A 20,924-nucleotide genomic window follows, 5' to 3' on the forward strand; every position below is an offset into this window, starting at 1 on the left:
TCAGCAATTCAGCTCCGAGGCACTGAACTTCTGCTGTAATATTTCAGATCTGCTGTCGGGGCTTCTGAATACTGTGGATCATACTAATATGATAAGCCATAGAGAAATACCAGCCGATTCGGAATCGTTGCCACCGTTATCAGCCCTGCAGAACAGTGATGAATTGCTGTTAACAATCAAAAAACAGCAGATAGAAATTGAGAGGTATAAAGAAGAACTCAACAAGGAACTGGTTTATTTTGATGAAGTTCCTGCACATACTTACCACTATCCTGAGATTGCAGGCAGCAGTCCGGCGATGCAGCAGATATTTAAACTGCTGGAAAGAATTGCATCAGCAGATACCACTGTGCTTATCCTTGGGGAAACCGGGACAGGAAAGGAACTGATAGCAAAAGCAATCCATCAGAATTCAGGCAGAAAGAATCAGCCGATGATCAGGATCAACTGTGCGGCAGTTCCTCCAAATCTGATCGAATCTGAGTTATTCGGACATGAAAAAGGAAGTTTTACCGGGGCCACGGATAGAAGAATAGGGAAGTTTGAACAGGCCGATAAAGGAACGATTTTCCTTGATGAGGTAGGAGAGCTATCCCTGGCGCTGCAGGTAAAACTGCTAAGGGTTCTTCAGGAAAAGGAAATTGAACGTATCGGTGGAAAAAATACGGTCGCTACCGACGTCAGAATTATCTCTGCAACAAACAAAAACCTTGCTGACGAAGTTGAAGCGGGCAGGTTCAGGACTGATCTCTTCTACAGGCTGAACGTCTTTCCTATTGTACTTCCTGCACTTCGGGAAAGAAAATCCGACATACCTGCACTGGCAGCATATTTTTTACACCGTTTCAGTACCAAATCCGGCAGGAATATCAAGGGTTTTTCGAAAAAAGTAATTGCCTCTATGATGGCTTACAGCTGGCCTGGGAATGTCAGGGAACTGGAGCATCTTGTGGAAAGACAGGTTTTACTTACTCCGCAGCCTGTGATCACCGATCTCGCAATTCCCAAAGAAGAGCAGGGTTCGCTGGCTCAGTATGTCACCGGCTCGGCGGTAAAGACAGTGTTTGAAAATGAGCGGGATCATATTTTATCTGTACTGGAACGCTGTAACGGAAAGGTTTCAGGGCCTCATGGCGCTGCAAAGCTATTGGGTATCCCTGCAACAACACTCAATTCAAAGCTCAAAAGGCTGGGTTTGGCCAAGAGGCACAGCTATTAAATGATTCTGCCCTTTGATAGGGCAATCTTATCACCTTATCCGGGATGATAAATATTTTGATTATTTTCGCTGCAATGCGAAGATCTTTTTTCCTATTGTTTTTCTTCATTCTACTGCAAAGCCTGACAGTTTTCGGTGCAAAAGAGCAGCAGTATTCTTTATCCGACCTGAAAACAATGCTCCGGCAAAAGCACACTACCCGTTACCGGCTGATTCTAAATCTAAGGATCAGTGATTTCTATTATTACAATAAAGTTATTAATGAGAAGAATCTGGATAGTACACTGTATTATGCCCGGGCGGCTTATGCAATTAAAAGGGCTAATCCCGCACTGGATCCCGAAAGCTGGTCGAAGGTTAATATAGCCAAAGTGCTGATCCGCCGCAAAAGGATGGATGAAGCAAAAGCTATGTTAGCTGATGGTGATCTGCAGTTCAGAAAGAACCTGATGCTGACCCTTGGCAGGAGCTACCTCTTTAGAAGTGGCGAGTTCAAAAAGGATCTTGATAGCGCAGAACTTTTTTTTAATTCCTCCAGAAAGCTAAGCCGTCTCGTACATGATGTGGCCACTGAGGACCTGATCCAGCTATACCAGATCACGGTCAAGCTGGAAAGGGGGGATAAGGAGGGGACCAGGCCCTTATACATGGCACTTGCAAACGAATGTCTGCGTAAAAATGATATCGATGGTGCAGCAGAAGCTTATTCTACCCTGGGTGATCATTATTTATTTTCCGAAGCTAAAGAAAAGCTGGCCGCCTATTACAAATCGATGGCGCTTTTTGGCCTTGAGAGAAATGAAGTAGAAAAGATTAACATGCTGAGGGCAATTGCCGAGCTGAACTTCAATTCAGGTAAACTGGATCTTGCTGAAAAACAATTGCTACAGGTAGTGAATTGGTATAAATCACACCATTATAAACATATCCAGCATGTCTATTCGCAGCTTTCCGGCTGTTACCTTTTTGCCGGGGATCTGAGCAATGCACTGTTTTATGCACTGGAAGCTGTAAATAGTGCACAGCAGACAGAGAGCGACGAGACTGAAGTTGAATATTACAGTGGCCTGGCGCGTATTTACAATGAAATGGGGGACGATAGCAATAGTGTTCTTTACTATAGAAAAACACTTGAATCGCTGAAAAAGAAGAAGTCGGAATTCATGTATACCAACCTCAAGGATCTCTCCGATTACCTGATCAAAGAAGGGAAATCCAATCAGGTATTGAAAATGCTGAACACTATTCACAAGACAGAGGATTCTACTCCGCTGGAGAATGAACTTGTTGCCGCAATCAAAGGCAATTGTTATCAATACCAGAAGAACTACCCACTGGCAGAAAAGTACTACCTGGAGATGTTAAAATGGGAAGGCCTGGCGAAGGTACATACTTTTAGTTCTTCAGATTCTTATCATATACTCGCTGATTTTTATATCTCACAGGGTGCTTATTCCAAAGCTGAGTATTTTCTGCAGAAAATCCTGCAAATGCCGCCGGGGGTATATCCCTTGTCAAGAATCAAAGATGTGTATCTGAAATTGTACCGTGCAGATTCTGCAAAGAATGACCTTGCCACTGCGCTGGTACATTATAAAAGATATAAATCTATAAACGATACGATCTTCAATAAGGAGAAGGAAAGCCAGATACAGGAACTGCTGATCAAATACGGCACGGATAAAAAGGAAGCAGATAATCAGCTGCTGCGCAAAGAATCCATGCTGCAGCGGGATGAGCTTAAAAAAGCAGACCTGATTGCCAAGATTACTATAAGCGGAACGCTGGCACTTTTACTGATCATCATTCTTTTATATACCCAGTTTAAAAACAGGAAAGATGCAAACCAAATGCTGGTTTTGCATCAGCGGGAGATCACTTCGAAAAACAATTCCATGCAGGATCTGATTGATAAACAGCTGAAACTGCTGGTAGAAAAGGAATGGCTGCTAAAGGAGATCCATCATCGGGTAAAAAATAACCTGCAGGTGGTGGTGAGTTTACTGAATACACAAGTAAATTACACGGATGATGCTGTTGCTGTTTCTGCCATCCGTGACAGTCAGAACAGGATGCATTCCATCTCACTGATCCACGAGAAGATTTTCCAGTCGGAAACTGTGTCGTCAATAGATATCCGCTCTTATATCGTTGATCTGATGAAGTTTCTGTGCGACTCCTTCCATTACAACCAGCGCATCAATTTTGAGTTCGAGATCCCATCCCTCCAGTTCGACATTGTTCAGGCTATGCCGCTGGGACTGATCATCAATGAGGCTATGACTAATATTATCAAGTACGCCTTTCCAAACAACGAATATGGTAAGGTTACAATTGTACTGGAACCTATCGGTGATGACTATTACAATTTCAGCATCTCGGATAATGGCATCGGACTGCCTCCGGGTTTTGATTTTGAATCCAGCAATACCCTTGGCATGGTGCTGATGCAGGGGCTCAGCCAGCAGATAGGTGGAGAGATTTCCATAAGTTCAACTGAGGGTGTGAGCGTAAGCGTTAAGTTTTTACTAGTTAAACCAAATGAGACTCTTTATCAGTATAACACAGCAGAGACATAAACCAAAGTGATTATTTTCCCACTTTCATCAGTATAGGGAATGTTATGTCTTTATCACCTTCGCCCCAGGCAAGTTGTAGTTCTTCTATAACCATTTCCAGTGGATTGCTGCCGTTTGCTTTTTTAAAATGCTGTACGGCAGACCAGGTATTGAGGTATCCGGTAAGCTGTTCGAAACTCCAGGAGGTTTTGATGGAAAAGTTAGGCACCTGTAATTCCTGGAAAGGGAAGGGCAGGCTGTTATATCCTTCATCTATATACTTACGTTCTTCATCCCAATACTGGCCTAAGATCGTTTTGTATAACTTGTGAATAACAATATCCACCTTTTCATCAATCTGCATCACCCCATAACCAAATGCTGCAAAGATTCCGAAGGGTTTCAGTGTTCTCTTCACTTCGGAATAAAAAGCGTCAAAATCAAACCAGTGTATGGCCTGGGCAACGGTTATTAAATCGAATGTGTAATCTTCAAAAGTGCTTTTATCTGAGCTTTGAAGCAGGTAGGAGATATTTTCCTTTTGCACAGCGTGCGACAATTGATTCTGGCTGATATCAGTTGCAAATACCTGGTTAAAATGTTCAGCAAGTTCCGTAGCAACCTGGCCATTGCCTGTTGCACAATCCCATGCTGTCTGTTTATCACTTACTAAGGAAAAAAGGAAGTCGTATAATTCGGTTGGATAGGTAGGCCTGAATTGTGCATATCCGGCAGATTGTACTGAAAAATTATCCTTCATAAATTGGGCTTAAGTTTATCTTGATCAATGAAAGCTAACTCAGAGAACACTTGGGATTCCAATAATGTTTGGAAGTCATACTGATTCGCAGCATTCAGCCCACCGCCCCGTGCAAGTCAGGTTTGTATTTTGTAAGTTATGCATTGATTGATGCATTTTTCGCTTTGCAGGGGGGCATACCTTGAGGAGATATATAACACAAAGATGAACATTGGAAATCAGTTTGGCAATAGAAATGGAATAACAAAACCCCTGCGCATCATCAGACGCGCAGGGGTTCGGAAATTCTATTTGGTTAGTATAGGGACACATCCTGCCGGGTTCCTGCTTTGTAATACAGTTCGGCAAGTGTTTTTTGATAGCCAGAGATCATACTCTCCCGCTTAATTTTCATGTCAATCAGTTTTGACTCACGGCTGTTGATGAGAAACAGGGTACTTTCGCCCAGCTCAAATTTCTGGGTTTCCCCTTTCAGCAATGTCTGCTGATTATTGATACTTTGCACCTGCACATTAAGCTGTGCTGAATAAGCAGAAAGATCGTTATATGATGCAAGGATATTGTTCCTGATCTCGCGCCCAGTTTGCTGCAAATCATAATCCAGTTCCCGCTGTTTAATTTTCACTTCTTTCAGTTTACCACGTTCTGCACGTAAGAAAAGAGGAAAAGCAAACTCAACTCCAAGCTTATAATTGCTCCAGTTGAAATCATAATAATCGGGCACCGTATTCCTGAAGTTGTTCCGGTTTGCAATCAGGGTACCGCTGACATTGAGTTTTGGTTTCAACATTTCCTGGCGGTAACTTCTTTCCACGGCCAGTTGCGCGCCTTTACTGCGTAACTTCAACAGTTCAGGATGCTGGCCGGAAGCATTGCCGATCAGTGTATCCAGCACAGCCTGCTGAGGTTTGGTAATCTTCTCATCGACGATCTGCGGTGCTGCATCCAGAGGGAGTTCAACTGGGTTGCCCTCAGCGCTCCACAAATGATTGGACAATACCAGACTGGCATTTTGCAGCTCTATCCTGGTTTTCTCTTTCTGGATAATACGCTCCTGTACTGTGATATACGCTTCAACAGAGTCTATGACAGGTTTATCTCCAATGGATGTCTGCCTGCTCAATGCCTCGAACCTGCGTTTGGCAAGCTCTACACCTTCGTTAACCAATGCAAACTGCCTGTAGGCGTAGTACCAGTTCCAGTAGTCTTTGACCACGCCATACCATACACTGTTGATTTGTTTGAGCTGTTCGGCTTCCGCATACTGCACCATTATTTTAGACTGGCGCAACGTACTGCGACGCGCGTCAATAATCAATCCCTGACCTAGTGGGATGCTTAGCCCTACACCCGAAAGTCCCCCCGCAGGAGTACGTGTTTCGGGGTTAGTATAAGTGCCCACGCTTCTGTCGTAACCCACTTTCAGGTCGGCCCCGGCAAGCCACAAAGGTACTTTTAGCTCACTGTTCCAGTTATTGTAGTAATCTGTATGACCAAAGAGCTTGCGGTGGAAACCAGCTTTAAGCGCAGGATCAAAATATCCCAGCGATTGCAGCACATTTGCCCTTGCAGATTCGCTCAGTAGGGCAGCCTGTTTAACAATAGGGTGGTACCTGAAAACCAGCAGCTGCAGGTCTTCAAGCGAAAACACCTTGGACGTATCAGCTACAGGTGGATTTTGAAAAACGTTTTTATTTGTCTGGCTGCTACTGATATTTGTTTGGGCAATACTATTTACTGCGCCAAGTAGCAATACTATCAGCAGGCCTGTGGCAGGAAATCTCCTGAAATATATCTTCATCTGATGACCTCCTCTTTATTCTTTTTTACTTTTACCTTCGCCGGTTGGCTCTTTTTCAAGACTTGGCGGGAATCCATTAAGCTGACGCCAGATTTCATACCACAGGGGTACTGATCTCAGGATAATTCGCCCGTATACTCCTGATCCCTGACGCAGCTGTGGTGGCCAGGGCTCATCCTTAGTTGGAACAGGATTGGCCTGACTAATAAGCACGCGGTATTTACCTCCGCTGCTGCTTACCCGGTCAATTGCATAGATCTTGCCTGCAAACGTACCTACGGCCACAGATGGCCATCCTGAAAACTGGACCGAAGGCCAGCCCTCAAATTGTATCCGTACATCACTCGTGTCCAGGATTAATGGTACATCATTAGCACTTACGTAGAGTTCTGCGGCTACCTGTGGATTGCTGGGCTGAAGTGTAGCTACGGATTCACCTTCCTTGATGTTTTCGCCAATACCGGCTTTCATTGTTTTTACTACAAATCCGCTTTGCGGTGCCCTCACAACATATAGACCCCGTCTGATGGTGATATTGGAAATATCGTTCCTCAATTTTGCAATTTCTCCCTGTGCGCTGGCCCTGCTGGAAATTGCCGAACTCATGTCTGATTGTGCCTTAGCAAGCGATTCCTGGTATTTAGCCCTGATATTATCAAGGTCAATCCGTGAATTCAGTAAGTTTTGTCTGGAATTGCTCAGTTTGTTTTGTGAGCCAATTACTTTCGCATTATCTTCCTGTAGTTTGAGCCTGCGTGTTTCTATATCTGTCAATGAGAATAAGCCATTTTTGTAACCTGCTTCATAACGCTGTAAACGTGATTTTGTAGTCTCGAAATACTTTTCCACCGCGAGCAGTTCTGCACTGTCAATCCTGACATAGTTTTCAGCCTGCTTCACTTTGTTTTCAGCTGCGCTGAGCTGGAATCTTAAGCCATTGCTCATCGCCCTGATCTGCGAAGTGGTCGCTTCCATTTTTTGTGATGCTGCCGTTTCGCTGCCGCGTTTGGCATCAAGCTGTTCGTTTAAACGCGTCGGCAGTTCAGGGTCAAAATAGGATTGGCTGGTTTCAGAAATCACCAGAATAGTATCACCTTTTTTCACTTCCTGTCCTTCGCGTACAGCCCAGTGTTCTATACGTCCGCCGATCTGGTTCTGAACGGTCTGTGGCCTGTCTTCAGGTCTTAACGCAGTTACTGTTCCACGGCCGGGAATCGTTTGCCTCCAGGGAAGCAGAAGCAATATGAAGAAAAGGAACAGCACAATCAGCATGATCCGTCCCAGTAGTTTGGGGCCTTTCGCCTGCAGGATCTTTGCATTGGACTGCAGGGACATTTCTTCCCAGTTCGTGATCCGGGCTAAATTATTATTCATCCTAGCCATGTGTTTTACCTCCTTCTTCAAGTTCAAGATCGGTCACAACCGCAAGTTTTTCACTGCCTGTCACCATATCAAAAACGGTATTTAGATTTGTCATCAATTTTTCTATCGCATAGCTGATCTGCACAATGATCACTTCGGCAGCCACAAATTGTCCGAAGGTCATCTGACGCTCTACAACAAAGTAGGAGCCCATGAGCAGCAGTGCGCCCATTAGAATGGTACGCATTGCGACAGCACTTACAAAGAACCTTTTGAGTATACTAAAATGGTCATTACGCGCCTGGATGTAATTTGCTGTAATCTCATCGGTGCGTTTAAGTACTTCCTCACATTTAGCCGCATTGTGCCTGTAGGCATCAAGATCGCCGGCAACTTCTTCGAGATATGCTACTACCTCATACTTATATTCAGATTCTTCAATACTTGTATTTACTCCCTGTCTGTAATATAAAACCACTACCAGTACAATCACCAGAATGACAAAAATGCCGAAGGCCATAAATACCGGATGATAAAATGATAACAGGATAACGCTGAAAAATATAAGCACTGCTGCGGCTACGATATCAACAAGCAACTTGGTCAGTCCTTTTTGTATGGTAAGGATATCAAAGAAACGGTTAACCAGTTCTGCAGGGTTTTCGCCTTCAAGCGCCTGCTTTTTGATTCGCGGCAAACGAAACGCAAATTCGAGTGCTGCTTTGGTAAATATTTTTTGTTCGATCACTTCTACCAGAGTGAGCTGTCCGATCAGCAGCAATCCGCCGCTGACAATTCCAATCAAAATAACGGCGATCAGAATATACGTTGAGCTGTACATGGCACCGTTAGACAATAAGTTAAAAACAGCACTTGTGCCTAAAGGGAGTGTTAAACCGATTAAGCCAATGAGCATGGCGTAAATGTATATATAATTGATAGTAGAACGTTCGTAATAAAGTATACGTACTAGTCTTTGCCAGGGCGTTGGGGCTCCGGCAGCATGATTTTTCTTCATCCTGAAAATAAGAGTATTTTGATAAATTAATTTTGACTGATGTGCAGTGTTGCATGCATCACCTTAATAACTTATACAAGAATATCGGGAGGCGGGGTAGGAACAGTTTTCAGCGGATGGCTGCCAATCTGCATGAGGTAGGAATAAACGCTTACCGGCAGAGGATCTATCAATAAAAGATGTCCATGATCTAAATAGATGAACTCGCAGGTGAGGTGCTTTTTATCATTTTTATCAGTAGGTTCTTCTTTGCTGTCTTTACCTTCTTCGGAATTTTTTTCCACCGAAATAGGATCAGTGGCAGAAGATGAAAAATGAGATATGGAAAGGGCGCATATTTTTAAGAGCATGATGCAGACCATCATGATTCCAAAAATGTTTTTGAGCGATTTTTCCCTTAATATCTTCATCGTTAGATGCCGCAAATATAAATATTAATTCATTTCAGAAGACCGCGGATAAACATATTAATGCAATGTAATACAGCTTTTTTGAGTAAAAGCTGTATTACATTGCATTATTTGAATTATTAATCAACTAATTTTCTGAAAACCTGATTTCCTCCAACTACTGTCTCAGCACATTTACGGATTGAATCTGAACAAGATCTATCTTAAAGGATATTATTCTGGTTGATTGGTTGATTTGATGATGGAATTAATTAACGAGCAGCTTAATCATACGGGCCTATGGTCTGAGATTTTGGTCGTCATGATCTATGAAATTAACAGAAAAATCCCAGGTAAACAAAAAAAGCTTTAAACCGAGATTTAAAGCTTTTTAATGTATTTCAGCGGAGGAAGAGGGATTCGAACCCTCGGTACCGTTGCCAGTACGACAGTTTAGCAAACTGTTCCTTTCGGCCACTCAGGCATCCCTCCGTTTAAAATTGTTACCCGTTTTTCGGGATTGCAAATATAGTAATTCAAACATATTCACAAAAATTATTTTACACGTTTTGAAGGTAATCTATACGCACATGATAGATGCTCATGAGCATTGTCTTGAATATCAGCTTTATAGTTTCTAAATCTTTTAACGTTAAATCGCAATTATCTAACTGATTTTGTTCCAATTTGTAGTTAATGATGCGTTCTACGAGGTCATTGATGTTTTGAGCGTCCGGATTTTTGATACTTCTGGATGCCGCTTCGACCGAATCTGCCAGCATTAATACCCCAGTTTCCTTAGAAAATGGGATAGGACCCGGATACCTGAAGATATTTTCATCCACAAATTTCTCTGGAGAATTCTTCAGGAAAGACTGGTAAAAGAAATCTACACGGGTATTGCCATGGTGCGTTCTAATGAAGTCTATCACACTTTCCGGTAACTGGTTCCTCCGGGTGATCTCAATGCCTTTATGTACGTGCTTAATGATGATCTGGGCACTCTGCTCATAAGGCAGCTTGTCATGCGGACTGAGTGAGGTATTCTGGTTCTCTATAAAGTACTGCGGATTCTCAATCTTACCGATATCATGGTAAAGTGCACCGGCACGTACAAGTAAGGAATTACCTCCGATTTTAAAGATAGCAGCTTCTGCCAGGTTAGCTACCTGCAGCGAATGCTGGAATGTCCCGGGTGCTTTAAAAGCAAGCTCCCGAAGTAATTTATTATTTGTATTCGTCAATTCGATCAGAGCCACATCAGAAGTAATCCCAAAAACACGCTCAAAGGCATAGATGAGCGGGTAGGCAAGGAGAGACAGTAATACACTGATCACAAACGGTACAAAGTTAATCCACTCAATCTCCTGGAATGACCCTTCGCGCAAAAGCGCAATACCAAGAAAACAAATAAAATAAGCAGTAAGGATAAACAGTGCAGAAAGCAGCAGCTGCTCTCTTTTAATGAGATTACGGATACTATAGATAGCAACCATACCCGCAGTAGTTTCATAAAACACAAATTCGAAGCTGTTGGGTACAAAGAAACCTGCAATCAGTATTACCAGTAAATGGAGGTATAAAGCCAGCCTGGTGTCAAACAGGATTCGGATAATGATAGGCACAATACAAAAGGGAATGTAGTAAACGTTGGGCAGGTTGAGTTTGATAGACCAGGTCAGTGCGAGCAACATGGTAGTAATGACCAGCAGTAACAGGGAAAGTTGCCTGTTATCAGCAAAGATATCCTTCCTGAACAGGTAAAGGAAAACCATCTGCAGACTTAATACAAATGCCACTAACAGGATCTGACCCAGGTAAACCAGATTACTGTCGCCAATCGTTTTTGTCTGTGCCTCGTAGGTTTCTTTGAAAGATTGTAATTTCTGGTACGCTTCGTCATCGATTACGTTGTTCTTTGCAATGATCACTTCTCCCTTCTGAACCATCCCGCGGGTTGTCGAAAGGCTGTTAATGGTATTGTCCTGAACGATTGCAGTAAGCTTCTCGTCAAATACAATATTTGGCTGAAGATGATCTTCCACAAGATTCATCACTACCTCTTTTTCCTTCAGGTTGATAGAAGTGAAGGTGTTATTGAAATAATCAAGCGCACTTTGTACTGTATACAGGTCCTGGGTACTTACCGTAGTAGAGATATTGTTGTCCAGCATCGAAATATCATAAAACGGCTGGCCTTTCTGGTGTTTCGGATTGGTGGCGATAATACCCTTATCATAAATGCTTTTAAGCAATCGTAATGAAGTTGCCTTGGTGAATTCTTTGCCCTCTTCAGGAAAAGTGTTCCCGCGCCATTTCACGTCAAATTCATTCGCATAAGCTTCCTCCACGTTATTAAACAGATTGTGGTCATAACGGTAGATCGGCAGCACATTTTCAAGCGCATCTTTTTTATCGGTATTGACCTGGGGATTTGTCTTAAGGATAGCAAAACTAAAAGGGGAGATGAGATCTTTATTGAGCCAAATTCTTCCCTTCTGAAATTCGTACCTGAAACGGGGCTGCTTGGGTAAGAAAAAGGTGATAATGAGCACAGTCAGCGCCATCATAATATATTTAATATTAGAGGAGTACTTTCTGTAGAGGATCCTGTGAGAGTTCTTTTTGATCTTAGCCAAGATGATTAAATTGATTTGTCAAAAATAAGATTTTTTATTTACCTATCCGCTAACGCAGATCATCTAATTAAATGCTGATACAGAGGTAAAAAAAAACAATTTTTATGGTTCATTAAATCCGGCAGGATTCGTTTTCCGTAGGTATACACATAAGAACAAAAATTGTTTGGTTTATTTAAAATATTATTTAACTTCGATTACTAACCAAAATAAATAAGGGTATGATCACAGTAGTTTTAACATCAGTTTTAGGGATAATCGGTTTGGCGCGTTTTCAAAAGAACATACGCTAAAACTATTTAAAGAATTTACATTTTCTACAAGCTTCCATCAAAAGTGGAAGCTTTTTGTTTTTTATAAGTATTTTTGCTGAAATTTTTAACCATGCAGCAAAGTGTCCTGATCATTGACGATGAAAAAAAGATTTGCAGTCTTCTTGCGAGAATAATTGAACTGGAAGGTTTTACGGTTTTCCAGGCAAATACAGCCAGAGAAGGACTCAAAATTTTAGCCGCACAGGAAGTGCATGTGGTGATCAGTGATGTGAAATTGCCGGATATGAATGGTATAGAGCTGGTCAAACAGATCAAGGATTCGAAACCATATACTGAGGTAATCAGCCTGACAGCTTTTGGTACGATCCAGGATGGTGTAAAAGCCATGAAAAACGGAGCGTTCGATTATATCACCAAGGGAGACGATAACGACAAGATTATACCATTGGTATATAAGGCTATGGATAAAGCCAGATTACAGTTCCGTGTGTTCGAACTGGAATCCAAAATTCAAAAACAATATGATTTCAGCTCCATCCTGGGGCAGTCTAAGGTTATTTTACAGGCTGTAGATCTGGCGAAGAGGGTAGCACCTACAGATACCACCGTTCTGTTGCTGGGAGAAACCGGCACCGGCAAAGAGGTTTTTGCCCAGGCCATACATTATGAAAGTCCGCGTAAACTGAAGCCATTTGTAGCCCTGAATTGCAGTGGTTTTAATCCAGACCTTTTGGAAAGCGAACTGTTTGGGTATAAACAGGGTGCATTTACGGGAGCACAGAAAGATAAAAAAGGTTTGCTGCAGGAGGCGAATGAGGGAACGCTTTTCCTGGATGAGATTGGGGAAATGAACCTTGATCTGCAGGCTAAGCTGCTGCGCGTGCTGGAAAGCCAGACTTTTATCAAAGTCGGCGATACCCAGACGACCAAAGTAAATGTAAGAATTATTGCGGCTACAAACCGTGATCTTAAAGCTGAAGCTGAAGAAGGACGCTTCAGGCTTGATCTTTTTTACAGGCTTTCTGTATTTTCCATTGACTTACCTTCGCTGAAAGACAGGAAATCAGACATATCACTGATCGCTGACCACTATCTGAAACAGTTTGCAGCGAAAGTGAACAAGCCTGATTTTACAATGGACGAGCAATTCATAGCATTGCTGCAAAACCATGGCTGGAAGGGCAACATCAGGGAACTCAAAAATGTTATCGAGAGGGTAGTCATCCTTGCCGACAGTACTGTGCTGAATGCTTCTTTGCTGCCCTACGAATATCATCAGGGAACTGTTGAGGGGGATTCGATGAAAATGGAAACCGTGGAGAAGATGCATATTATGAAAGTATTAAAGTATACACAGAATAATAAAACTGAAACATCAAGGCTCCTGGGGATTGGTCTCACCACGCTTTACAGAAAACTCGAGGAGTACCATATCGGCTCAATTAATTAGACTCATTCTATACTGTATTTTCTCTGTTATTATTGGCCAATCCCTCAAACAAATGCCCGAAATTGGTAGTTGATAGATCAAACTATAATATACGCTAATGATAGAAAATACTACCCGGGATAAGGAAGATAAGGATATGACTGGCAATTCTCGCCGGGATTTTCTGAAAAAATCTTCTGTGATCACTGCCATTGCTCTAACCCCGGTGGCTGCTGTAAAAGCATCTGATCTCAAATTAGACGAAAGACTTTCCGAAGCCATTGAACAAATGCCACTGAGCATCGAAATCAACGGCCAGCAACATAATTTAAAAGTTGAACCCCGTACAACCTTACTTGACCTGCTCAGGGAAAGACTCAAACTCACAGGTACCAAAAAGGGATGTGACCAGGGGCAATGCGGAGCATGTACAGTACATATAGATGGAGTAAGATCATTATCCTGTTTACAGCTTGCGGTAATGAATGAAGGTGCCAAAATAACAACTATCGAAGGCTTATCTGATGGCAACAAACTGCATCCGATGCAGGAAGCGTTTATCAAACATGACGGGTTCCAATGCGGATACTGTACGCCCGGACAGATCATGTCGGCTGTAGCTTGTATTCATGAAGGACACGCCAATTCGGAACTTGAAATCAGAGAATTCATGAGTGGGAATATTTGCCGGTGTGGTGCATATGCGAATATCGTGAATGCAATTAAGGAAGTGAAAGAGGGAGGTGCAATATGAACAATTTCCAATTTAAAAGGGTAAGCAGCCAAGTGGCCGCTATTGCTGAGTTGTCAAAAGACCCTGCAGCAAAACTTGTTGCAGGGGGTACAAACCTGATCGATCTGATGAAATATGGCGTGATGGCGCCGGATAAACTTGTAGATGTAAACCACCTGAGTTTTGATGTCATCAAAAAAGAAGAAGGATCCCTGCATATCGGTTCTACAGTGAGAAATGCAGTTGCAGCCGGAAATGCGGATGTGCTGAAATATCAGCCCCTGCTGTCACAGGCTATGCTTGCAGGAGCGTCCGCACAGTTGAGAAACAAGGCCACTATGGGCGGCAATTTATTACAGCGCACACGCTGCGGTTATTTCTATGATATTTCTGCTCCCTGTAACAAACGTCTACCTGGATCGGGCTGTGGTGCTTTGGAAGGATATAACAGAATGCATGCGATATTTGGTGCAAGCAATTCATGCATTGCGGTAAATCCCAGTGATATGAATGTGGCGCTGACAGCACTTGATGCGGTGATTCTCGTTTCAGGACCAAAAGGTAACAGGAAAATTCCGATCAGTGAATTCCACCGTTTACCGGGAACACATCCTGAGCTGGATACTACGCTTGACAGAAAAGAGATTATCACCGGACTGGTGATACCAGACAATAATTTTGCTGCTCATACAACTTATCTTAAGGTGCGCGACCGTACATCCTACGCTTTTGCGTTGATATCAGTTGCTGTTGCTATGGATCTTGACGGAACAACAATCAGGGACATCCGCCTGGCAATGGGCGGTGTGGCACACAAACCATGGCGCTTAAAGGAAGCGGAGCAGATGCTGAAAGGCAAAGAGGCTACGGTAGAGAATTTCAAAATGGCCGCCGAACTGGCGATGAAAGGTGCTAAAGCTTATGAGCACAACGCTTTTAAACTCAAGTTAGCTCCAAATACAATGGTCCAGGCATTAAAAACAGCTTCGGGCGTAAAGGCGTAGATTATGAGCAAGAAACATTTAGAAAACGCAGATATGGAAATGGCATTGTCCCGCGTGGATGGCCGTGTGAAGGTGATGGGTGCCGCTAAATATACAGCGGAAATACAACTGGAAGAACTTACTTATGGGGTACTTGTAGAAAGTACGATCGGAAACGGGGTCATTACTTCGCTGGACACAAAAAAAGCAGAATGGGCACCAGGTGTAATCGCTGTGATTTCACATCTGAATACGCCGGGAGTGCCTGAATATAAGCTGCAGAACCAGGATGTAATCCAAAAGCAGTTACGGGTTTTTGATAGTCCCAATGTTTATTATAACGGGCAGCCAATTGCTATCGTTATAGCTGATACTTTTGAAAGGGCTACATATGCTGCTACATTGGTTAAGGCAACTTATTCAAAACAGCAGGCAGACAGTAATCTAGAAGCCAACTTATCCAGGGCTATTGTTCCCAAAAAAGCAAAATCCGATCCTAAGGGGTATACAACAGATTTTGTTAGAGGAAAGGCCCAGGCTTTTAAAGATGCAGAATTCCAGGTAAATGAAGAATATATCCAGCCCTCAGAGGCACATCATCCTATGGAGCTGCATTCCATTATTGCAAACTGGGAAGCCCCGGATAAACTTACACTTGTAGATAAAACGCAGGGCTCACAACAAACCGCGGCGAGTATTGCCAAGTCGTTTCAGCTGCCGGTTGAAAATGTGAAGGTGCTCTCTACCTATGTAGGTGGTGCGTTTGGTTCTGCACTACGTGTATGGCCGCATGAAATTATTGCGGTTCTTGCAGCTAAAAAGGTACAGAAGCCTGTTAAACTTGTGCTCCACAGGAACCAGATGTCTTACATGGTGGGTTATCGTCCGCATACTTTGCAAAAGGTGGCTATTGGTGCATCAAAAGACGGGAAAATTATAGGTTTATCTCATTCCTCTTACGGTAAGACTTCGATGTATGAAGAATTTACCGAGAATGTCCTGATCATGTCGCGCATGATGTATGATATTCCCAATGTGGATACTAAATACAGGATTGTCCCATTAAACGTGAGTACACCTGCCCCAATGCGCGGTCCGGGTGAGGCTACAGGTTCATTTGCACTGGAATGTGCCCTGGATGAACTTTCATATAAACTCAAGATGGACCCGATCGCATTGCGCCTGGCGAATTATGCCTCAGAGGATCCTGATAAAAAAATGCCCTGGTCGAGTAACTATCTGAAAGAATGTTACGAACTGGGTGCCGAAAAGATTGGCTGGAACAAACGTAAAGCCCTGCCTGATTCAACGCAGGATGGAGAATGGAAGATAGGCTACGGTGTAGCTACCGGTACATTCGGTGCCTTCAGGGGCGGTGCATCGGCAAAGGCTACCTTTAAACCGGATGGTTCGCTGTTGCTGCAATCGGCTATTGCCGACATAGGGCCGGGAACTGCTACCTCGATGACAGCAATTGCTTCTCTAAATCTCGGTATCCCAGCGGAAAAAATCAGCTTTCAGCTGGGTAACTCTACCTTTCCAAAAGCCCCGATGCAGGGTGGTTCCAATACGGTAGCTACTGTAGGATCGGCCATTGTGGCCACTTGTGATAGCCTGAAGGTAGAACTGGCTAAGCGCGCCGCTAAACAGAAACCGGAATGGAAAAATGCGGTTGCTAAAAATATTAAAATCGCTGGTTCCCAGTTGCTGAACACTGATGATCCTTCATCAAAAGTCGAGATCGCTTCGTTGTTTAAAGAGGATAACCTCAATGAAATTGTCATTAAAGGAGATGCGGCACCAGGTGAGGAAAGCAAGAAATACTCGTTTTACTCTTTTTCAGTTCACTTCATTGAAGCCCATGTGCATGAGCTTACCGGTGTAGTGAAAATAAAGAATGCCGTATCTGTAATTGATTGCGGAACAGTAGTAAGCCCAAAAACAGCACGAAGCCAGAGCATGGGCGGTATTGTAGGGGGAATAGGTATGGCTCTCATGGAAGAAGTAGTGCTGGATGACCGCACAGGCCGTACCGTAACTGCAAGTTTCGGGGATTACCATGTACCTGTACAGGCGGATATTCCACAGATGGACATGATGTTTGTCAATGAAAAAGACCCTTATCTGAATCCTATGGGATCCAAAGGACTGGGCGAAATTGTAATTATCGGTGTGGCACCAGCTGTTGCCAATGCAGTGTACAACGCTACTGGCAAAAGGGTAAGGGAGCTGCCTATTACTCCTGATAAGCTGATTTAAGCCTGATTAATTTATAAGGCATGCTTTCATTTTAATGGAAGCATGCTTTTTTTTGCTATTTTTAGGCTCAATCTTTATACGTTATGAGCAGCCAGGAAGAACAACAAAATCAGTTGGAAAAACACAGTTATCCCGTTGGGCGGTTTGTACCAGCTGAAACGTACGATGATAAACTTTTGCAACGCTGGATAGGTTCTATACGTTCTGTTCCTCTATTATTTGATTATTGCATCGAAAATCTGGATGAAGCACAGCTGAATACCCCTTACCGCGAGGGGGGCTGGACGATCATTCAGGTTATCCATCATGTTGCCGACAGTCATATGAATGCGTATATACGCCTGAAGCTGGCGCTGACTGAAGATCGCCCGACTATCAAACCTTATGATGAGAAACTTTGGGCTGAGCTTCCTGACGTAACAGATGTGCCTTTAAATGTTTCCATCACTCTGATTCATGCGCTGCACCGCCGCTGGGTTTCGCTTCTGATGCAGTTGACTGAAGAGGACTGGACCCGTGAATATTACCATCCGGCAGATCAGACCTACGTTCCGGTTTGGCAGATGACCAATATTTACAACTGGCATGGCAAACATCATGCAGAACAGATCCTTTCCCTCCGCTCAAGAATGGGCTGGTAAGGTTAGGTTTGCGGATAGATCAGTAATCTCGATTGGTTTTCGAACATCTGCTCCAGTTTACTTTGTGTATAGGTAAGGGACAGAATATAGGTGCTTTCGATCTTGCGGTCGAGAACAAAAATCAGCAGGTCGTCAACCGTGAGTCTTGATTTAAGCAGCTTCCATTCCTTCCAGACTTCGGTAGGATTAAAGATGAAGTTAGCATTCGTTTTGGTAAGGGAAAGAAAATGCTGGATATGAATCTGTGTGGATTCATCACAATAACAGATCACATCCAGGCTCAGTTCTGAGCTTAACTTACAAACTTTGGACAACCATACGTTCATGGTTTTTTCCATCAGCGCAGCTGGAGGACATACCATCTGGATATTTTTATGCACTGTAATCGGTTTGGCCAGATGCAGGATAAACAGGTTGGCAGGGGAGTTTTCTATCAGTGCAGAGGACTTATCACCCAAAAACTTATCAATTACTGTAGTTCGTCTGCGCCAGCCGGTGATAATGATATTGGCTGATTTTTCTTTAGCGATCCGCAATACGCCACTTGGCACATTGTGGTCGAGTGTAGCAATTACCTCTACTACAGTTCCATTCCCGGAAGCATATTTTACGGAATCATTTAGTTTCTTTCTTGCAATAAGAAGGTTAGATTGTGCATTGTCACTATCCGGAACTACAGACAAAAGGCTGATGGGCTGAAGGCTGTTATGATCTTTGAATAACACGGCAAGATCAAGCAGTGAATCCATATTATTAAAATCTGCAATCGGAATCAGGATGTTTTCTGTATGGTGCTGGTCTGGTCCGGTGATTTCCTCGGCTGCAACTATCGCGCGACTGGCGCGCTCGGTAGCAAAAGAGGCCACTACGCAGGTGACAAGGATCAGAATAATAGTTCCGTTCAGGATATTGTCATCAATTATTTTGGCCTGGTAACCTACCAGGATAATAGCCAGTGTTGCCGCGGCATGAGCACTGCTGAGCCCGAAAATAAGGAGGCGCTGGTTTTTTGTGTATTTGAAGATCCATTGGGTGAAAGTTGCGGAAAGATATTTCCCTAAGATTGCTACCAGGGTGAGCGATCCTGCGATAATCAGGGCATCAGGTCCTCTAAAGAGCACCCGAAGATCGACCAGCATACCTACACTGATTAAAAAAAATGGAATAAATAAAGCATTACCAACAAATTCTATCCTGTTCATCAGTATGGAGGAATGCGGGATTAAACGGTTGAGCGCCAAACCAGCTACAAATGCGCCAATTATAGGTTCAATCCCCGCCAGTTGAGCCAGGAAAGCTGAAAAGAATACTACAGACAAAACGAAGATATAATGCGATGTCTTCTCGCTTTCCAGTTTCGTGAAAAACCACTTGGCAATCCTTGGGATTACAATAAATACTGTGGCTGTAAAGATAGATAGGGAGATGGCCAGCTGGATCCAGAAAGCACTGTTGAGCTGCCCGTCAACCGCTCCCATGATAATGGCGAGAATGATCAGCACCGCAGTGTCGGTAAGGATTGTACCACCTACGGTAACTGCAACGGCTTCGTTTTTGGAAATCCCAAACTTATTTACGATAGGATAGGCTACAAGTGTATGTGTAGCAAACATGCTGGCGGTTAGGATGGAAGTCAGCATGGAATAATGCAGCAGGAAGTAACATACAGGAAAGCCAATCAATATGGGCACTGCGAAAGTGAAAATGCCGAAGACAAAACTCTTATGTTTTTTGCGTTTAAAATCTGCAAGATCAAGCTCTATGCCGGCGATAAACATGATGTACAACAGGCCTATTGTAGAGAAAAGCTCTATAGCCGAGTTTTTCTTAAGAATATTAAATCCATTGGGTCCGATCAGTATACCGGCAATGATAAAACCAACAATGCCGGGGATCTTAATTTTGCCCAGCAAAATTGGCGCTATAAGAATGATAAAAAGGATGAGAGAAAAGATAAGGACCGGATTGGTAAAAGGGAGGTCGAATTGTTTGGTGATATGATCAAAAAAATTCGTCTGCATATATATATTTAAATAGGTATTTTCACTGCTGTACCCTGGTACGTCAATGATTGTTCTCAAAAGCAGCAAAATAGTCTTTTTTTTGCTGTATTCCATCTGTTAAATGTCATTCCGGCTGTGGCCTGAGGTATTCCTGTATGCTTTTGCGGAAATTTTCTAAATTAATTTCTTTAGCTACTGCTAATACTATAAATTGCAATTCAGCTGTTGTTCATACGTTCAACAATTAAAGGAGTGACATCAAATGCAGTATTCAATTATAGGAAAATCTGATCTCAGGATCAGCAGGGTTGGCTTTGGCTGTATGTCCCTGACGGGCAGCACCAGGGAAAATGAGCAGATCGTTCAGCGCGCTCTCGAATTAGGGATCAACTTTTTTGATACCGCAGATTTATACGAAAAAGGGGAGAACGAAAAGAAGATCGGGGATTTACTGCGTTCACAGCGCGACCAGGTAGTGATAGCTACCAAGGCAGGCAATCAATGGCGGGCTGATGGAACTGGCTGGGACTGGAACCCCTCAAAAAAACACATCATTGCTGCCGCAGAGGAAAGCCTGAAGCGTTTGCAAACCGATTATATAGATCTGTACCAGCTGCATGGCGGTACGATAGATGATCCTATAGATGAAACCATCGAAGCTTTTGAGCAACTGAAGCAGCATGGCAAGATCAGGTTTTACGGTATATCATCTATCCGTCCCAATGTGATCAGGGAATATGTTAAAAAATCCGGAATAGTAAGTGTGATGATGCAATACAGTCTGCTGGACAGAAGGCCGGAAGAAGAATGCTTTGGACTGCTGGAAGAGCACAATATCACAGTGCTGAGCCGTGG

The 20,924-nt window shown here is 43.2% G+C and carries 15 protein-coding genes and 1 tRNA gene; 8 read left to right on the plus strand and 8 right to left on the minus strand.

Annotation, left to right across the window (positions count from 1 at the left end; all coding sequences use genetic code 11):
* Nucleotides 1–1,219 (plus strand): sigma-54 interaction domain-containing protein (locus ABWY16_RS07575; protein WP_353904039.1); only part of this gene is annotated, 1,219 nt, incomplete at its 5' end.
* A 74-nt stretch (nt 1,220–1,293) separates the two neighbouring features.
* A complete protein-coding gene (locus tag ABWY16_RS07580) occupies nt 1,294–3,798 on the plus strand; it encodes a tetratricopeptide repeat-containing sensor histidine kinase (protein WP_353904040.1) in 2,505 nt (834 codons plus the stop codon).
* Between the two features lie 10 nt (nt 3,799–3,808).
* On the opposite strand, the gene ABWY16_RS07585 is transcribed toward ABWY16_RS07580, so the two are convergent.
* From ABWY16_RS07585 to ABWY16_RS07615, 7 genes are all read right to left on the minus strand, one after another.
* The gene (locus tag ABWY16_RS07585; protein WP_353904041.1) at nt 3,809–4,537 is read right to left on the minus strand and encodes a methyltransferase domain-containing protein; all 729 of its coding nucleotides are present in this window, start codon (nt 4,535–4,537) and stop codon (nt 3,809–3,811) included.
* A gap of 295 nt (nt 4,538–4,832) precedes the next feature.
* Nucleotides 4,833–6,338, minus strand: a complete 1,506-nt coding sequence (locus ABWY16_RS07590) for a TolC family protein (RefSeq protein ID WP_353904042.1) — start codon at nt 6,336–6,338, stop codon at nt 4,833–4,835.
* Nucleotides 6,339–6,353: 15 nt separating this feature from the next.
* On the minus strand, nt 6,354–7,712 hold the full coding sequence (locus ABWY16_RS07595) for an HlyD family secretion protein (protein WP_353904043.1): 1,359 nt from the start codon (nt 7,710–7,712) through the stop codon (nt 6,354–6,356).
* Between the two features lies 1 nt (nt 7,713).
* Complete coding sequence (locus ABWY16_RS07600) at nt 7,714–8,718, minus strand: ABC transporter transmembrane domain-containing protein (RefSeq protein WP_353904044.1); 1,005 nt, start codon at nt 8,716–8,718, stop codon at nt 7,714–7,716.
* A 71-nt stretch (nt 8,719–8,789) separates the two neighbouring features.
* Nucleotides 8,790–9,128: a hypothetical protein gene (locus ABWY16_RS07605; RefSeq protein WP_353904045.1), complete on the minus strand. Its 339-nt coding sequence runs from the start codon at nt 9,126–9,128 to the stop codon at nt 8,790–8,792.
* Between the two features lie 384 nt (nt 9,129–9,512).
* A tRNA-Ser gene (locus ABWY16_RS07610) sits at nt 9,513–9,599 on the minus strand.
* 68 nt (nt 9,600–9,667) lie between these two features.
* Nucleotides 9,668–11,746 carry an HD family phosphohydrolase gene (locus tag ABWY16_RS07615; protein WP_502930988.1) on the minus strand — a complete coding sequence of 693 codons (2,079 nt, stop codon included), beginning with the start codon at nt 11,744–11,746 and terminating at the stop codon, nt 9,668–9,670.
* Between the two features lie 384 nt (nt 11,747–12,130).
* Between ABWY16_RS07615 and ABWY16_RS07620 the strand changes: the two genes are divergently transcribed.
* The 5 genes from ABWY16_RS07620 (at nt 12,131) to ABWY16_RS07640 (ending at nt 18,066) form a co-directional block, all read left to right on the plus strand.
* A complete protein-coding gene (locus ABWY16_RS07620; RefSeq protein WP_353904053.1) occupies nt 12,131–13,471 on the plus strand; it encodes a sigma-54-dependent transcriptional regulator in 1,341 nt (446 codons plus the stop codon).
* A gap of 97 nt (nt 13,472–13,568) precedes the next feature.
* Nucleotides 13,569–14,204, plus strand: a complete 636-nt coding sequence (locus ABWY16_RS07625; RefSeq protein WP_353904046.1) for a (2Fe-2S)-binding protein — start codon at nt 13,569–13,571, stop codon at nt 14,202–14,204.
* The gene (locus ABWY16_RS07630) at nt 14,201–15,187 is read left to right on the plus strand and encodes an FAD binding domain-containing protein (protein ID WP_353904047.1); all 987 of its coding nucleotides are present in this window, start codon (nt 14,201–14,203) and stop codon (nt 15,185–15,187) included. The genes ABWY16_RS07625 and ABWY16_RS07630 overlap by 4 nt, the downstream gene beginning before the upstream one ends.
* A gap of 3 nt (nt 15,188–15,190) precedes the next feature.
* Nucleotides 15,191–17,425 (plus strand): xanthine dehydrogenase family protein molybdopterin-binding subunit, encoded by a 2,235-nt coding sequence (locus tag ABWY16_RS07635; RefSeq protein ID WP_353904048.1) that lies wholly within the window; start codon nt 15,191–15,193, stop codon nt 17,423–17,425.
* A gap of 83 nt (nt 17,426–17,508) precedes the next feature.
* Nucleotides 17,509–18,066, plus strand: a complete 558-nt coding sequence (locus ABWY16_RS07640; RefSeq protein WP_353904049.1) for a YfiT family bacillithiol transferase — start codon at nt 17,509–17,511, stop codon at nt 18,064–18,066.
* Between the two features lie 2 nt (nt 18,067–18,068).
* On the opposite strand, the gene ABWY16_RS07645 is transcribed toward ABWY16_RS07640, so the two are convergent.
* The gene (locus tag ABWY16_RS07645) at nt 18,069–20,087 is read right to left on the minus strand and encodes a cation:proton antiporter domain-containing protein (protein WP_353904050.1); all 2,019 of its coding nucleotides are present in this window, start codon (nt 20,085–20,087) and stop codon (nt 18,069–18,071) included.
* A 244-nt stretch (nt 20,088–20,331) separates the two neighbouring features.
* Between ABWY16_RS07645 and ABWY16_RS07650 the strand changes: the two genes are divergently transcribed.
* Nucleotides 20,332–20,924 (plus strand): aldo/keto reductase (locus ABWY16_RS07650; protein ID WP_353904051.1); only part of this gene is annotated, 593 nt, incomplete at its 3' end.

This window comes from Pedobacter sp. (assembly GCF_040513095.1).
Classification (GTDB): Bacteria; Bacteroidota; Bacteroidia; order Sphingobacteriales; family Sphingobacteriaceae; genus Pedobacter.

Excerpts from the sequence above, each read along its gene's own strand:
- ABWY16_RS07580 (WP_353904040.1), top strand. The coding sequence starts at position 1,294 with ATGCGAAGATCTTTTTTCCTATTGTTTTTCTTCATTCTACTGCAAAGC.
- ABWY16_RS07585 (WP_353904041.1), bottom strand. The coding sequence starts at position 4,537 with ATGAAGGATAATTTTTCAGTACAATCTGCCGGATATGCACAATTCAGG.
- ABWY16_RS07590 (WP_353904042.1), bottom strand. The coding sequence starts at position 6,338 with ATGAAGATATATTTCAGGAGATTTCCTGCCACAGGCCTGCTGATAGTA.
- ABWY16_RS07595 (WP_353904043.1), bottom strand. The coding sequence starts at position 7,712 with ATGAATAATAATTTAGCCCGGATCACGAACTGGGAAGAAATGTCCCTG.
- ABWY16_RS07600 (WP_353904044.1), bottom strand. The coding sequence starts at position 8,718 with ATGAAGAAAAATCATGCTGCCGGAGCCCCAACGCCCTGGCAAAGACTA.
- ABWY16_RS07605 (WP_353904045.1), bottom strand. The coding sequence starts at position 9,128 with ATGAAGATATTAAGGGAAAAATCGCTCAAAAACATTTTTGGAATCATG.
- ABWY16_RS07620 (WP_353904053.1), top strand. The coding sequence starts at position 12,131 with ATGCAGCAAAGTGTCCTGATCATTGACGATGAAAAAAAGATTTGCAGT.
- ABWY16_RS07625 (WP_353904046.1), top strand. The coding sequence starts at position 13,569 with ATGATAGAAAATACTACCCGGGATAAGGAAGATAAGGATATGACTGGC.
- ABWY16_RS07630 (WP_353904047.1), top strand. The coding sequence starts at position 14,201 with ATGAACAATTTCCAATTTAAAAGGGTAAGCAGCCAAGTGGCCGCTATT.
- ABWY16_RS07635 (WP_353904048.1), top strand. The coding sequence starts at position 15,191 with ATGAGCAAGAAACATTTAGAAAACGCAGATATGGAAATGGCATTGTCC.
- ABWY16_RS07640 (WP_353904049.1), top strand. The coding sequence starts at position 17,509 with ATGAGCAGCCAGGAAGAACAACAAAATCAGTTGGAAAAACACAGTTAT.
- ABWY16_RS07645 (WP_353904050.1), bottom strand. The coding sequence starts at position 20,087 with ATGCAGACGAATTTTTTTGATCATATCACCAAACAATTCGACCTCCCT.